Below are 13,877 nucleotides of genomic sequence, written 5' to 3' on the forward strand. Positions count from 1 at the left end.
GATCGTGGAGCTGGTGATCGACAAAGGTGCTGGTCAGGGCGTGATGAAGAGTCGGTCAGCGGTGCGGCGTCGTCACCGGACCCTGGGGGTGGGTCCGATGACGAGGCGGTGTGCGGCTACGGGTGGGTGAGCGTGCCCATCAGCAGGTCCACGAAGTGGTCCATGTCGGCGATCAGGCACGACGGCTGGGCGTGCTTGCCCGTGCAACCCTCCGCCCAACCGCTGCCGTCGCCGTAGTCGACGAACGTGTGCGGGATGCCCGCCGCGACCAGGTGATCCCGCGTAACGATGTTGGTCGCCCAAGCCCGGTTCTCGACCACGGCTTGCAGCGGGTCCACGGTGAGGTCCCCGCCGTTCCCCGTGTACATCGCGACACCCATGCCCCGCAGCGGACCGACGTGCTGCGCGGGGCTCTCCCGGTTCCACCCGCCGTCCAGCGGCCAGATCGGCGGACCGAAGACGGACTCCACCGGAACGGTCGGTGTGCCGCTGCCCGGCAGTTGCGTGGACGCGATGACCGCCGCCCGCTGCTCCTGGCTGAGCAGGTCGAGACCGCCGGAGAAGCTGCCGACGTACGCGAACAGGTCCGGCCGGTGCTCGGCGTAGTGGAACGCGCCGAACCCGCCCATCGAGTGCCCGGAGACGGCCCGCCCGTCTCGCCGCGCGATGGTGCGGAGGTTCGCGTCCACGAACGGGATCACCTGGTCCAGGTGGAAGTTCTCCCAGTTCTGCGGGCCGAGCGCCGCCGGCGGGTACCGCCAGTTCGTGTACCAGCCCCGCCCGGAGCCGTTGGGCGCCACCGTGATCAGCGGGACGCCGACCGTGGTCTCCTCGAACATCCGCTGGTTCACGACGGTGTTCGGGCGGTCCGGGTGGCCGTGCAGGTGGTACTGCACGGGGTAGCGGGTGGCGACTCGGTCGTAGCCCTCCGGCAGCGTCACCATGATCGTGTGCTCGCCGGAGACCTGCCCCTCCATCACCGAGTACGCCGGCACCTGGGCGGTGCGCACGGTGAACACGAACGTCCGCTCGTTCCCGTCCACCCAGGCCGGCCGGCTCACCACGGTCAGCCCGTGCCCGTCGGTGAACAGCGGCGGCCCACCCGCCGCCGACGCGGTCGCACTCGCGCCGGACAGGCCGAGCACACCGGCCGCGGCCAGCGCGGTCAGTCGCCGGATCACGCCGCCGCCTCGCACAACGCCGAGTCCAGCACCTCGACCGAGACCTGCCTGGAGCTGACCACGTTCCCGTTGGTGACCAGCGACGCGAACCGGCCGTCGTCGGTGGTCAGGGTGATCGAGTAGTGGCCGTTGCCGAGGGCGCCGTTGTGGCCCCACGCCTCACCGCCGCACGAGAGGTTCACCCTGGACAGCGCGAGCCCGTACGAGTGGTCCGGCGCGACGGTCCGGCGCATCTCGGCGAGCGCCGCCGCCGAGACGACCTCCCCGTCGAGCAGCGCGCGGTAGAACTCGGCCATGTCGTCCAACGTGGACGCCATCGCGCCGGCGGTGCTCCAGAACGTCAGCTCGGTGTTCGTGGTGCCCTCGGTCCGGAAGAAGAACGGGCCGACCCTGCCGCCGACGTAGCCGGGCAGGTACGGGTCGGCCGGCGCCCGCGTGCCCGGCGCCGGGAACGATGTGCTCGTCAGCCCGAGCGGCGTGATGACCCGTTCGGTGATCGCGTCGCGCACCGACCGGCCGGTGACCCGTTCGACCAGCAGGCCGAGCACGAGGAAGCCGACGTTGGAGTACCCGAGGCCGGCGCCGGGCGCGAACTGGGCCGGCTCGTCCATCGCGGACCGGACCAGTTCGGCCGGCGCGTAGCTGCCGTCCGGGTTGGCGGCGGCGTCACGGACGTCCCGGACCATGCCGCTGGTGTGCGGCAAGAGCCGGCGGACCGTGATGACGTCGCCGTCGTAGTTCCCGGTGACCACACCGGGCAGGTAGCGCCCGATCGGCGCGTCCATCACGACGCGGCCCTCGTCCACGAGCTGGAGCACCACCGCCGCCGTGAACGTCTTGGTCTGGCTGCCGATCCGGAAGTGCTCGGTGGACGTGATGGGGCGGTGCCGGCCGATCTCGGCCGTGCCGCTGGTCAGCGTCCACGCCTGCGCGTCGTCACCGGCGTCGACGGCCGCGCCGGGCCCGGCCTGCGCCTGGTAGCGGTCGAGCACGGCCTGGGTCGCGGCGTGGTCGACCGGCGCGGCGACGGCGGTCACCGGCGTGGTGACCGCGGCGGTGACGGCGAGGACGACACCACCGGCGACACCCGTGAGGAGGCGACGGGACATGCCGGTCATGCGAGCTCCTCCGTGGCCGACGTCGTGAGGGCGGGTTCCTCGGACACTGCGGTCTTGGCCGAAACGCTCGGCTTGTCGCCGGAGGGCGCACCCGACTGGCTCTGCTCGCCGATGGACGACACGATCTCCTTCACGACCTTCAGCACGCCGAGCGCGCCCTCGACCAGCTTGATCAGGTTCTCGCCGCTGGTCAGCAGCTCGGCCAGCTTGCCCGCGATCCGCCCGCCGTACTCGACGGCGATCTGCACGCACTGCGGGATCGCCACGGCGAGGCTCTGCCCGAACGTGGCGGGCGCCGCGGCGAGCGCCTGGGTGATGATCGGCGTGATCTCGGCGATGGCCTCGGTTATCAGCCGGGTGACGGCCGCGACGACCTTGGCCACGACCTCGCCGGCCTCGATCAGCGCCTTGCCCGAGGTCAGCGCGGTCTCCCCGATCGAGAGGATGCCGTCGGCCAGCTCGGTGCCCGCCGTGAGGTAGTCCGTCCCGGCCTGACCGGTCCACTCACTGGTCTCCTGCGCGGCGGACGACCGGTACTCCTCGGCCACGGACGTCGCGTCCTGGCCGGCCGAGTCGAACTCTCCCGCGCGGGAGGAGACGGAGTCCGGGTCGCCGCGCAGCTGGTCGAGCGGTTCCTCCAGGAACGAGATCAGCGGGGTGAGGAACCCGACGCCCGCGCTGTCCAGGGCGGACAGCGGCCGCTCGGTCGAGGTCATCGCGCCGATCGGCGCGTCCGGGTCGCCGGCCAGCCCGCCGGACACCCATTCCCGGCTGACGACGGCGGCGCTGACGGACCGCAGCTCGGCCAGCAGCGCGGCGATCCGGCCGGCGTCGGACGACGGCGTCCCGGTGCGGGGCAGTGTCGTCACCACCGGCCGACCTCCGTCTCGATGCCCGTCAGCACCGCGGAGCTGTCGTCGTCGGTGCGCTGGTACCCCTCGGCCACCTGCCGCAGGCCGCCGCCGACCTTGTCCACGGCGGACGCGACGTGGCCGAACGCGTCCAGCGTCGTGGCCATCGCGCCGCCGAGCCCGGCGGTGAGGAACCCGGCGAACGAGCCGAGCGACTGCTCCCCCAGCGCGTCGGGCAACCGGGTGCCCGTCGCGGCGAGCCGGTCGGCGTAGCCCGCGAGCCTGCCCGCGTGCGCGCGCAGCTGCTCGGGGTCGACCGTGAAGTCGCCCTGGCTCATCGCACGACCTCCGCGGGCAGGTGCTCGGTGATCCGCTCCAGCGCCTCGCCCTCGCCGAGGTAGCCGGACATCACCTCCGCCATCCGCTCGCCGGCCAGCCGCTGCGCCTCGCGCGCGGTGGCGACGATGAGCACGGACAAGGCGTCCGCCTCCAGCCTGCGTGCCGCCGGCGTCAGCGTGACGTCGTCGAGCAGCCCTCCGGCGTTCACGGTCACGCTGACCTCGCCCCGCGGCGATGTCGCGGTCGCGCCCACCTCGCGCAGGCTCGCACTCGCCGCACGGGCGCCGTGCGCCGCGCGTTCGAGGCGCTCCCGGTAGTCCGCCAGCCACTGCGCTGGATCCATGGTCCTCCCCTTCCCTCTCCACTGGTGTTCCTGCTGGTCTGCCCGGCCTCAGGCGCGGGCGACCGACGCTGCCCCGCCGAGCAGGCGGACGAGTTCGCCGTGCCGCAACGGGTTGACGCTCACCCAGCCGGCGTCACCGCGATCGATCCGCAGCCGGCCGCGCGCGCCGTCCAGCCACGACACCTCGTGCGGCCGGGTGACGGCGTCGCCGGTCCGGCGGACGACGCCGAGCTGTCCCCGTCCCGCCACGGCCGGGAACAGGGTGACCACCCGGTCGACCGCCGCCTCGTCGCCACCGGCGGCGCGCACCAGCTCGCGCACGTGCCGCCGGGCTGCCGGGTCGCCCCCTGGGTCCTCGAACATCCGCAACGCGCCCTCGACCACGCCGGGCGGCAACGTGATCGGCATGGTCGAGGCCGCCCGCACCTCGGGGATCAGACCGGCGAGTTCGTCGGCCGACCCGGTCGCGGGCACCGCCGTCACGCGGACCGCGCTCCCCCGCTCGTCGAGGGGCGACTGGCGGCACACCACCGCCCGGTCCCGGTAGACCATGGCCACCGCGCCGGTGGCCTCGTCCGTGCCGATGACCACCAGGTCGACCGCGCCCCGGTACTCCCGCAGAGCGGTGACCAGCTCCTCGGCGACGCCGACCGGTCCGGAGGCGGTGGCCAGGCCCCGGTCGCACAAGGCGTGCCCGGCGGCGGCCAGCAGCTCGTCGCGTTCGTGGGCGAACCGGCCGACCGACGGCACCCGCAGCGGGAACGGGAACGCGACGCCGGCGTGGGTGGCGAGCAGGTCCAGTTCGACGGGCTCGAAGACGGCTTCGTGCTCGATCGCGGCGGTCACCGCGCGGCTCCGTCCGACCGCTCGCCCGCGGCCCGCACGGCGGACCCGGTGTCGTCGTCGACCTCGGTGTAGGCGGCCTTGGCGTCGGACAGCAGCTGCCGGAACGCCACCACCTCGCGCTGCGCCGCGATCACCTCGCCGGCCAGCCCGGACTCCCCCGCCGCCGCGCGCAGCCGTGACGCGAGCTCCACCGCCGGCGGCGCGGTGCCGAGCATCGGCTGCCGTTCGGCGAGTCGGCTCACGGCCGTCACCAGGTCGCCGGTCAGGTCGCCCAACCTGGTCAGCGTGGTGATCCGGTCTTCGATGAGGTCGAGCTCGACCTGGTACCCCCGGCCCGCGTTCACGGCTGTGCTCCCGTCGTCTGGCCGATGACCGCCGGGCTCACCGGCGTGTCCACGGTGAACAGCCCGTGGTCGATGGTCGGCATCCGGTTCTCGTGCGGCTCGTCGTCACCGCCGTTCGGGCGGCCGGCGACGGGCGGCGCCATCGCGGCCTGCGTCGTGCCCCGTGCGGCGGTGTCGCCGGCGAGCGGTCCGGCCGCGATGCCGAAGGCACCGGCCGCGCCGGGCAGCACACCGACCCGCGCGCCGGGACCGAGCTGCACGCCGTGACCGGCGGACGGCGCGGCGCCGATGGCCGACCCCAGGCCCGCCCCCACCGCCATGCCCGAGCCGCCGCCTCCGAGCAGACGGGTCCACGGCACGCCTCCGCCACGCGCGCCTGTCGTCGGACCGGGCGGCACCCCTCCGGCCGCCGGTCCGCTCGTGCTCGTCACCTGGGACGCGGGTGGGATCGCGCCGCGTGCGCCGTCGATCAGCTTGCTGCCGCCCACCAGGCTCGACTCGTAGGCCTGCATGGCGCGCACCGCGTCGGCCTTCTGCTGGTCCAAGGCGGACGCGCCGAAGTAGAAGCTGAACCCGGCCCCGCCCACCGCGCCGAACGCCGCGCCCGTGCTGGAGGCCGTGGTGGTCCCGGTCGGGGCGAACACCGTGGCGAAGCCGGGTATCGACGGCAACGCCGGCGCGGACGGGAACGTCCCGGTGGGGAACATCGACCCGGCGGGCGCCGTCGGGAACGTCAACGCCGCCGGGGCGGACGGAAAGGCCAGTGGCGGCGGCGTGGGCGGCAGCGGCGGCGGCGTGGGCGGCAGCGGCGGCCGCGTGGGCGGCAGCGGCGGCGCGACGCCCGGGAACGCCGTGGCGAACGCGGACCGCGTGGTGGTCCCCTGATCAACGACCGGCCGGTCACCGGCTGACCGGTCACCGGTCGACGGGTCGGCGGGCGCGGCCGGTGGTGGCGGCATCATGGCCCTCGCCCTGGCCAGCGCGTCGGCGGCCTCCTGCGCCGCGCGTTGCCCCGCGTGCGCCAGCTCGCTGATCTTCTGCACCCTGGCGGCGAGCGCGGCCAGCCGGTCGGCCGCTTCCTCCGCCGCAGGCCCGTGCCAGCCGTCGAGCAGCGCGACCCGCTGCTCCCGCAACACCTGGGCGTGCGTGTCCAGCGCGACGCGGTGCTGCGCCCATTCAGTGGCAACCACGCTGACGTCCGCGACGTCCGCGTCCTGCCACAGCATCCGGTACAGCTCTTCGTGGCTGTACGACTCCCAGTTCACCGCGCCGGCCGTCGGCGTCGGTTCCTCTTCGGACATCCGCTCGTCCCCCTCTCGCAGTCGGTCCCCGCCGACGCCGCCCATGCTCGCGACAAGGCACCGGCCACCGACAGGCCGTGGTGCGGCCATCTATGGCCGGTGCCTCTGAAGTGGGAAAACAGACAGTGAGAAGGTCAAGGACGGTTGCGGTGGGCCTCGGCCAGGTGATCTTGGAGACGGGCGTGGCGGAACTGGTAGACCGCACCCGCACGGCGCAGCACGCCCCGCCGATAGGCGTCGTCGAGGAACGCGCCCACGGCCCAGGGCACTCGGCCGGTCAGCGGCAGCCAGAAGCGGGCGAACACGACCCACTGGCCCCACGCGGTCATGCTGATCACGTAGCCGAACCCGCCGCCGAACCCGCCGACCAGGCCCAGCACCAGACCCGCCAAGCCGGGCCAGGCGATCACGATCCCGAACGGCCCGCCGCCCGGCAGCGACATCAACGTGGTCGCGATGAGCCAGGTCGTGGCCGAGAAGAACACCGCGAACAGCGGCCCGAACAGCGCGAGCTGGAGGAGCACGGTCTTGCGGTTGGCGTCGAGCAGGCCGGCCGGGCTCGCCGCCGAACGGATGTCCTGCGGCGATTCACCCGCGGCGATCAGCCCGAAGGCGAGCGCCGCGCCGGACCCGAAGACCGCGGTGAACACGCCGGCGTCGACGAGGACCATCGCGGGCGTCACCGGGTAGTCCCTGACCAGCCACTTCATCAGGATCATCACCACGCCGTAGGAGCAGCCGACCAGCGCGCCGAACAACAGGCCCATCCGGGCCCTGACCCGCACCCGTGGCCACTTCGTCCCCGATCCCGCCCGCAGGCGCAGCCGGAACCGGACCGGTTCGAGCGGCTGGACGCGTGCCAGGTGCCCGTGCACCAGCCCGAACGGCACGCCGGCGAGCAGCGCGACCACGGCGCCCAGTCCCACCAGCTCCGCGGACACCGCCCCGATCACCACGCTCTCGACCACCACGTCGCCCAGCCAGACACCGGCGAACACGACGAGCGCGACCACCAGCGCCCTGGCGCGCCTGCTCATCGAGGCGCCGAGCTGCCACCAGGCCAGGTCGTGCGTGCCGAGCCGGGCCAGGTGGTCGGCGAGGTGCCCGAGCCAGTGCCGGACGTGGTCGACGTCGTAGGCCCGAACGCCGGGTCGTTCCTGGTACACGGCCGGCACGAAGCCGCCGAGCAGCTGCCGTTCGATCGCGTCGCGGTCGCCGAACCGGTCCGCGTCGACCAGCTCCGCCGGGTCGTGCCCAGGTGCGTCGCTGTAGATCCGGCGGGCCAGCGCCACCATCAACGGCGTGGTCAGCACGGCCGCGAGGGCGCCGTCCGGCTGGTCGCGCACGTGGTCCAGCACCGGCTGCCAGAGGTGATCGGTCTGCCCGGTGGTGCGCGGCAGGTAGTCGGCGACGTCAACCGCGGCGAGGTCGACCAGCTCCACCGCGCCGGCCGCCCGGAGCACGCCGGTGGCCCGCACCGCCGCGCGGTACTCGTCGACCCGGCTGGTCAGCAGCAGCGGCAGGGTGGTGGCGTTCAACGCGGCCAGCGCCGCCCGGTGCAGGCCGCCCGCCACCTCGTCGAACCCGTCGAGCACGGGCAGCACGCGGTGGGCGTCGACCAGCGCGGCGGCCAGCGTCGCCCCGCCCGGTCCCGGCGCGGCCAGGCCGGGGTGGTCGCGCACCAGCTGCTCGGCGAGCCAGTCCCGCAGCTCGGTGCGGACCGGGTTCCACGAGCCGAGGCCGAAGATCACCGGCACCGGGTCGGCCGGCGCGCGGACGGCCAGCAGGTCGAGCACGAACCGCGTGGTGAGGATCGTCTTGCCCGCGCCGGCCCGGCCGAGCACGATCAGCCGCGACGACGGCACCCGCCGGTAGACCTCCACCACCTGGTCGAGCCGCCCGCCGAGGTCCAGGGGACGCGCGGTCCGGCCCGGCTGCGCCAGCCGGGTGTTCGCCCAGCTGTCCCGCAACGCGTCGGGCGCCGGTCGCCAGCTGACGGGCAGCGGCACCGGGTCGTGCACCTGCTGCTGCTCCTCTTCCCGCCGCCACCGGGCGTGCACCGCGTACGCGAGCGCGTCCGTCGCCTCGACCAGCAGATCGGCGCCGAGGGTCGGCGCGGACGACCGACTCGTCCCGCCGCCGTGCCCGACCCGCACGGGCGCGCCCTCGTCCGGGTCGGCGGGCTCGGCGTGGCCGGCGGCGGTGAACAGCTCCGCGCGCTCGTCGCCGTCCAGGCTCAACGCGTCGGCCAGCAACCGCACGGTGCGCACCTGGGGGTTGCCGCGTTGCCCGGTCTCCAGACCGCGGACGGTGCGGACACCGAGCCCGGCGCGCTCGGCCAGGTCGTCCTGGCTCAACCCGGCCCGCTGCCGCCAGCGGCGCAGCAAGGCGCCGAACCGGCTCGTCACACCCAACCCCCACCGTCACGCACGCCGGACGCACGCCCGTCATCAACCCGGACACCGTCGGTCCGCGCCTCGGCGGACCGAATCCTAGCCACGGCCACGCCCCGGGCAGGCACCGGATCGTCACTCCGCGCCACCTGATCGGCACGACCGGCCCCTCAAGTTACCCGGTGGTACCGTCACGCCGGGGAGCTTGATCGTCGAAGCGCGGATCCGCTGTCGCCGCACGGTGTCCGCCGGCTCCGACGGATCGGCGGAGGTTCGCGCGCCGGGTGCGACGGGGGTCGGGATGAAGGCGTTCCAGGCGGTGCTGGTGGTGCTCGGGCTGTTCGTCGCGGGCACCGGGTTGCTGGAGGTCGTGCTGGGTCCGACCGTGCTGCTGCCGGGCAGCCCGCGGCCGGAGCCGACGCTGGACAGCAACTACCGGTTCTTCTCCGCGATGTGGCTGGCGATCGGGATGGCGATGCTGTCCGTCGTGCCGCGCGTCCGGGAGGCCACGGCGGTGCTGCGTTTCGTCAGCGCGGCGGTGTTCGTCGGCGGGCTGGCGCGGATCGTGTCGTGGCTGGCGGTCGGTCAGCCGCACGCGATGATGCTGGTCCTGCTGGCGATCGAGCTCACCGTGCCGCCGGTCCTCGTGCTGTGGCAGCGCCGTCTGGCCGCATGACCACCACGTCGGGCGCGACCTCCTGCTCGCAGCAGTCGCAGATCATCCGCGGGTGGACGAGGCCGGCGCAGCCCGCGTGCTCGGCCAGCGCGGGCGGTCCGGTCTCCTCGGGCATGTGGCGGTCGCCCCACGCCATGAGCGACAGGAGCACCGGTGTCAGCTCACGTCCCTTGGCGGTGAGCCGGTACTCGTGGCGCGGCGGTCGGTCCTGGTAGAGCACGCGTTCCAGCACGCCGTACTGGACCAGGCCGTTGAGGCGGTCGCTGAGCACGTTGCGCGCGATCGGCATGCGCTGCAGGAATCCGTCGAACCGGGTGACCCCGCCCATCGCGTCCCGCACGATCAGCAGCGTCCAGCGCTCGCCGACGACCTCGAGGGCGCGCGCGATGGAGCAGACCTGGTCGTCGTATGTGCGTCGGAGCATCCGCGCATGATAACCACGGCATTCGTCACCGATCCCGTTCGTCGGCGGGCCGCACGCGCTCACGGTCGTGGCGGCTCCGCGTCCGGCACGCGGTCCGGTTCGTCCGGCCGGTCCGGGACGGCGGGCTGCGGCGCGGAACCCCGGTCGATGACCTCGCCCAGGTAGCGCAGCACGACCGCCACGGCGGCCACGACCGGCACGGCGAGGAACGCGCCCGCGATGCCGTAGAGGGTGCTGCCCGCCGTCACGGCCAGCAGCACGACGGCCGCGTGCAGGCGCAGGCTCCGCGACTGGAGCACCGGCTGGAGCACGTTGCCCTCCACCTGCTGCACCACCACCACGATGACCAGCATGATCAGCGCGGTCGTCGGGCCGTTGCTCACCAACGCGACCAGGACGGCCAGCGCGCCCGCGATGAACGCGCCGACGATCGGCACGAAACCGCCGAGGAACGTCAACGCCGCCAGCGGCACGGCCAGCGGCACGCCGAGCACCACCAGGCCGAGGCCGATCAGCACCGCGTCCACCAGGCTCACGACCGCCTGGGTGCGGATGAAGTCGCCCAACGTCGTCCAGACCCGGTCCAGCACGACGGTCACGTGCCCGCCGGCGCGCTCGCCGATCACGCCGCGCAGCCAGGGCGTGAACCGCGGCCCGTCCTTGACGAACAGGAACGCCAGCAGCAGCGCGACGATGCCGGTGACCAGACCGGAGGTCACCGTGCCGACCCCGGTGAGCAGGCTGTTCGCGATCGACCCGACGCTGGACCGCAACTGGTCGATGCCCTGTTGCAGCAGCTGGTCGAGCTGGCCCTCGCCGAGGTTGAGCGGCGGGCCCGCGGCCCAGTCGAGGGCCTGTTGCAGGGCGCGGGTCGCGCTGTCGGCGATCTCGGGCACGCCGGACGCGATCGACGTCGTGATCAGCGCGACCACGCCGCCGAGCACGATCAGCCCGGCGAGCAGCACGATCGTCGCGGCCAACGCGGCGGGCACGCCGCGCGAGCGCAGCCACCGGGCCGGCGGCCACAGCACGGTCGTGATCAGCAGGCCGAGCAGGACCGGCATCACCACGACCCAGAGCCTGCCGATCAGCGTCCACAACAGCCAGAAGCCGATCGCGACCAGCGCCAGGCGGGCGCTCCACCGCGCCAGCCAGGTCACCCCGTGCCCGACGGCCTGACCGCGATCGGTCCAGCGGCGGTCTTCAGCGCTCACGTCTCCCCATCCCTCCACCGCGTCGCGCCCTGCGGCGCCTGTGCGGCAGCCTGCCAGAACCGGTCGCGCCGAGCGTGCCGCCCCACCCCGTGTCAAGGCCCGCACCAGGACAAAACCTGTCCGGTCGACGACCTTGACCGGTCTCCGGCCGGGCACTGACGATGGCGGTCCCAGTCATCCGGCGCGACCAGCATTCGGAGTTGACAACGATGTCATCGCTTCGCCGCGTCATCACGGTGCGGCTCTTGGCCCTGTTCGCCGTCCTCGGTTCGGTCCTCGTGCCCGTCACGCCCGCGGCGGCGGCGCCCGCCGAGTGGGTGATCACCGCCCCCGGCTCCGCCGCCGTGGCCGCCCACGTGACCCTCGACCCCGCCACCGGCGGCCTCGCGTTCGCCGTCTCCCGGCAGGGCCGCACGGTGCTCGCGCCGTCGCCGATCGGGTTGCGCACCAGCGAAGCCGACCTGACCGGGGGCCTGCGGGCGGTCGGCCGCGCGGACCGGCTCGTGACCGATCGGTACTCGATGACCACCGGCAAGCGGCTGCAGCGGCAGGTCCGGATGACCGAGACCGTGCTGGCGTTCGCCGGCCCCGGCGGCGCGCGGCTGGACCTGGTGGTGCGGGTCGCGCCGGACGGCGTGGCCTACCGGTACGTCGTGCCGGACGCCGTCACGGTGACCGGCGAGGCGTCGTCGTTCCGGCTGCCGGCGGACGCCCCGGCCTGGCTGCTGCCCTACAACGCCTGGTACGAGGCCAACCGCGTGCGCACAACGGCCGCGGGCGCGGCGGAGGGCGAGTACGGCTACCCCTCGCTGTTCAAGGTGGGCGACGACTACGCCCTGCTCACCGAGTCCGATGTGGACGGCCGGTACCCGGGCAGCAGGCTGCGGCACGCCGCCGGGTCGGCCGACTACCGGGTCGTGCTCGCGGACGAGCAGGTCGCGGGCGTCTCGCGCACGCCCTGGCGCACCGCGATCGTGGGTTCCCTCGCGACCGTCGGCGAGTCGACCCTGGTGGACGACCTCGCCTCGCCCTCCAGGGTCACCGACACGTCGTGGGTCCGGCCGGGCAAGGTCGCGTGGTCGTGGCTGAGCGAGCACGCAAGCCCCGGCGACTTCGAGCGGCAGAAGCGGTACGTGGACTTCGCCGCCCGCCACGGCTGGGAGTACGTGCTGGTGGACGAGGGGTGGCGCGACACGTGGGTGCCGGAGCTGGTCCGGTACGCCCGCGCCAAGGGCGTCGAGGTGCTGCTGTGGTTCCACTGGACCGCGCTGGACACGGAGGCCGAGCGCGACACCGTGCTGCCCAGGGTTCGGCAGTGGGGTGTGCGGGGCGTGAAGCTCGACTTCATGGAGTCCGACTCCCGGGCCCGCTACCAGTGGTACGACGCGGTGCTGGCCAAGACCGCCGAGCTGCGCCTGATGGTGAACTTCCACGGCTCGACCATCCCGCACGGCCTGGCCCGGACGTGGCCGCACGTGATGACGATGGAGGCCGTGCGCGGCGCGGAGAACTTCCCGCCGGCGGCGAACAACCCGGTGCAGTTCTTCACCCGGAACGTGGTCGGGTCGATGGACTACACGCCGGTGTCGTTGGAGGTCGGCACGAAGGAGGCGTCGGTCGCGCACGAGGTCGCGCTGCCGGTGCTGTACGAGTCGGGGTGGACGCACTTCGCGGACAAGCCGGAGGCCTACGAGCGGTTCCCGGAGGCGTTGCGGTACCTGAGCCAGGTGCCGACGGTGTGGGACGAGACGCGCGTGCTGGGCGGCGACCCGTCCGATCACGCGGTGGTGGCGCGGCGGTCCGGCGACCGCTGGTTCGTCGGCGCGGTGGCGGCCGGTGATCCGCGCACGCTGCGGGCGTCGCTGGGGTTCCTGGGCGGCGGGCGGTGGCTGGTCGAGGTGGTGCGGGACGGCGAGGGGCGCGGTGACGTGCGGCGGGACGCCAGGATCGCGCGGTCGGCGGCGGCGCTGGAGGTCGCGGTGCCGCGCAACGGCGGGTTCGCGGCGGTGATCTGCCCGTACCTGCCGGGGATGCTGACGTGCGACCGGCCGGTCGTGCCGGTGCCCGCCACCACGCTCGCGGTCACGCCTGCGGAGGTCGTGGACGCGGTGTCGGGGTCGACGTTCGAGGTCACGGCGAGCTTCACGGCGGAGGCCGCCATCGAGGACGTCGTGCTGGCGGTGGCGGCGCCCGGGGGCTGGGCGGTGACCGGGGCGCCGGTCGAGCGACGCGCCCTGCGGCCGGGCGAGGCGCTGACCGGTCGGTGGACCGTGCGGGTGGGTGACGACAGCCCGGTCGGCACGGTGGACGTGCCGGTGTTCGCGGAGTTCCGCGCGCCGGGGCACGCGCGGGTGCACGTGGAGCGGGCGGTGCGCGCGTTCGTGCCGCCGCCCGTGCCGACCGGCGAGCCGTACGTGAGCGACCTGCCGTTCATGGGCGAGAGCAACGGCTGGGGCCCGGTGGAGCGGGACAGGTCCAACGGCGAGAACGCGGGTGGTGACGGCAACCCGTTGACCATCGGCGGTGTCGTGCACGGGAAGGGCCTCGGCGTGCACGCGCCCTCCGAGCTGACGGTCTACCTGGGCGGCGGGTGCCGGGCGTTGACCGCCGTGATCGGCTTGGACGACGAGACCACGTCGCCGGGCTCGGTGGTGTTCCAGGTCTTCGGCGACGGCCGACTGCTCCACGACAGCGGCGTGCTGCGCGGCGCCGACCCGGCCCGGCCGATCACCGTGGACACCACGGGCGTCCGGATGGTCGAGCTGCGCGTGACCGACGGCGGCGACGGCCGCAACTTCGACCACGCCGACTGGGCCGACGCCCGGCTGGCCTGCGCGTGAGAAGGGT

The 13,877-nt window shown here is 74.0% G+C and carries 13 protein-coding genes; 2 read left to right on the forward strand and 11 right to left on the reverse strand.

Annotated features, from left to right (window positions below; genetic code table 11):
- Positions 1-116: 116 nt before the first annotated feature.
- From LNK82_RS17615 to LNK82_RS17655, 9 genes are all read right to left on the reverse strand, one after another.
- Positions 117-1,181: an alpha/beta hydrolase gene (locus LNK82_RS17615; protein WP_230568072.1), complete on the reverse strand. Its 1,065-nt coding sequence runs from the start codon at positions 1,179-1,181 to the stop codon at positions 117-119.
- A complete protein-coding gene (locus LNK82_RS17620; protein WP_230568073.1) occupies positions 1,178-2,299 on the reverse strand; it encodes a serine hydrolase domain-containing protein in 1,122 nt (373 codons plus the stop codon). The genes LNK82_RS17615 and LNK82_RS17620 overlap by 4 nt, the downstream gene beginning before the upstream one ends.
- Positions 2,296-3,168: a WXG100 family type VII secretion target gene (locus tag LNK82_RS17625; RefSeq protein ID WP_230568074.1), complete on the reverse strand. Its 873-nt coding sequence runs from the start codon at positions 3,166-3,168 to the stop codon at positions 2,296-2,298. Before LNK82_RS17625 ends, LNK82_RS17620 begins: the two co-directional genes overlap by 4 nt.
- Entirely contained in the window at positions 3,165-3,488 is a 324-nt protein-coding gene (locus LNK82_RS17630; RefSeq protein ID WP_230568075.1) for a WXG100 family type VII secretion target, read from the reverse strand. The genes LNK82_RS17625 and LNK82_RS17630 overlap by 4 nt, the downstream gene beginning before the upstream one ends.
- Positions 3,485-3,832, reverse strand: coding sequence for a YbaB/EbfC family nucleoid-associated protein (locus LNK82_RS17635; protein ID WP_230568076.1), 348 nt, complete (start codon positions 3,830-3,832; stop codon positions 3,485-3,487). Before LNK82_RS17635 ends, LNK82_RS17630 begins: the two co-directional genes overlap by 4 nt.
- 48 nt (positions 3,833-3,880) lie before the next feature.
- Complete coding sequence (locus LNK82_RS17640) at positions 3,881-4,678, reverse strand: ESX secretion-associated protein EspG (protein ID WP_230568077.1); 798 nt, start codon at positions 4,676-4,678, stop codon at positions 3,881-3,883.
- A complete protein-coding gene (locus tag LNK82_RS17645) occupies positions 4,675-5,022 on the reverse strand; it encodes a hypothetical protein (RefSeq protein WP_230568078.1) in 348 nt (115 codons plus the stop codon). Before LNK82_RS17645 ends, LNK82_RS17640 begins: the two co-directional genes overlap by 4 nt.
- Entirely contained in the window at positions 5,019-6,323 is a 1,305-nt protein-coding gene (locus LNK82_RS17650; protein WP_230568079.1) for a hypothetical protein, read from the reverse strand. Before LNK82_RS17650 ends, LNK82_RS17645 begins: the two co-directional genes overlap by 4 nt.
- A gap of 134 nt (positions 6,324-6,457) precedes the next feature.
- Positions 6,458-8,731: a helix-turn-helix domain-containing protein gene (locus LNK82_RS17655; RefSeq protein ID WP_230568080.1), complete on the reverse strand. Its 2,274-nt coding sequence runs from the start codon at positions 8,729-8,731 to the stop codon at positions 6,458-6,460.
- A gap of 286 nt (positions 8,732-9,017) precedes the next feature.
- Here LNK82_RS17655 and LNK82_RS17660 point away from each other — a divergent pair, with 286 nt between their 5' ends.
- Positions 9,018-9,392, forward strand: coding sequence for a DUF4345 domain-containing protein (locus LNK82_RS17660; RefSeq protein ID WP_230568081.1), 375 nt, complete (start codon positions 9,018-9,020; stop codon positions 9,390-9,392).
- Here LNK82_RS17660 and LNK82_RS17665 read toward each other — a convergent pair.
- Positions 9,343-9,816 (reverse strand): winged helix-turn-helix transcriptional regulator, encoded by a 474-nt coding sequence (locus tag LNK82_RS17665; protein WP_230568082.1) that lies wholly within the window; start codon positions 9,814-9,816, stop codon positions 9,343-9,345. The two genes, LNK82_RS17660 and LNK82_RS17665, sit on opposite strands and share 50 nt — an antisense overlap.
- Before the next feature lie 59 nt (positions 9,817-9,875).
- Positions 9,876-11,030 carry an AI-2E family transporter gene (locus LNK82_RS17670; protein ID WP_230568083.1) on the reverse strand — a complete coding sequence of 385 codons (1,155 nt, stop codon included), beginning with the start codon at positions 11,028-11,030 and terminating at the stop codon, positions 9,876-9,878.
- Positions 11,031-11,239: 209 nt separating this feature from the next.
- Here LNK82_RS17670 and LNK82_RS17675 point away from each other — a divergent pair, with 209 nt between their 5' ends.
- Entirely contained in the window at positions 11,240-13,870 is a 2,631-nt protein-coding gene (locus LNK82_RS17675) for an NPCBM/NEW2 domain-containing protein (protein ID WP_230568084.1), read from the forward strand.
- Positions 13,871-13,877: the final 7 nt, after the last annotated feature.

Origin of the sequence: Saccharothrix luteola, assembly GCF_020859565.1 — a bacterium.
GTDB lineage: Bacteria > Actinomycetota > Actinomycetes > Mycobacteriales > Pseudonocardiaceae > Actinosynnema > Actinosynnema luteola.

Bases quoted from the DNA above. Each gene is read 5' to 3' on its own strand.
- LNK82_RS17630 (WP_230568075.1), bottom strand. From the start codon at position 3,488: ATGAGCCAGGGCGACTTCACGGTCGACCCCGAGCAGCTGCGCGCGCAC.
- LNK82_RS17665 (WP_230568082.1), bottom strand. From the start codon at position 9,816: ATGCTCCGACGCACATACGACGACCAGGTCTGCTCCATCGCGCGCGCC.
- LNK82_RS17650 (WP_230568079.1), bottom strand. From the start codon at position 6,323: ATGTCCGAAGAGGAACCGACGCCGACGGCCGGCGCGGTGAACTGGGAG.
- LNK82_RS17660 (WP_230568081.1), top strand. From the start codon at position 9,018: ATGAAGGCGTTCCAGGCGGTGCTGGTGGTGCTCGGGCTGTTCGTCGCG.
- LNK82_RS17675 (WP_230568084.1), top strand. From the start codon at position 11,240: ATGTCATCGCTTCGCCGCGTCATCACGGTGCGGCTCTTGGCCCTGTTC.
- LNK82_RS17635 (WP_230568076.1), bottom strand. From the start codon at position 3,832: ATGGATCCAGCGCAGTGGCTGGCGGACTACCGGGAGCGCCTCGAACGC.
- LNK82_RS17620 (WP_230568073.1), bottom strand. From the start codon at position 2,299: ATGACCGGCATGTCCCGTCGCCTCCTCACGGGTGTCGCCGGTGGTGTC.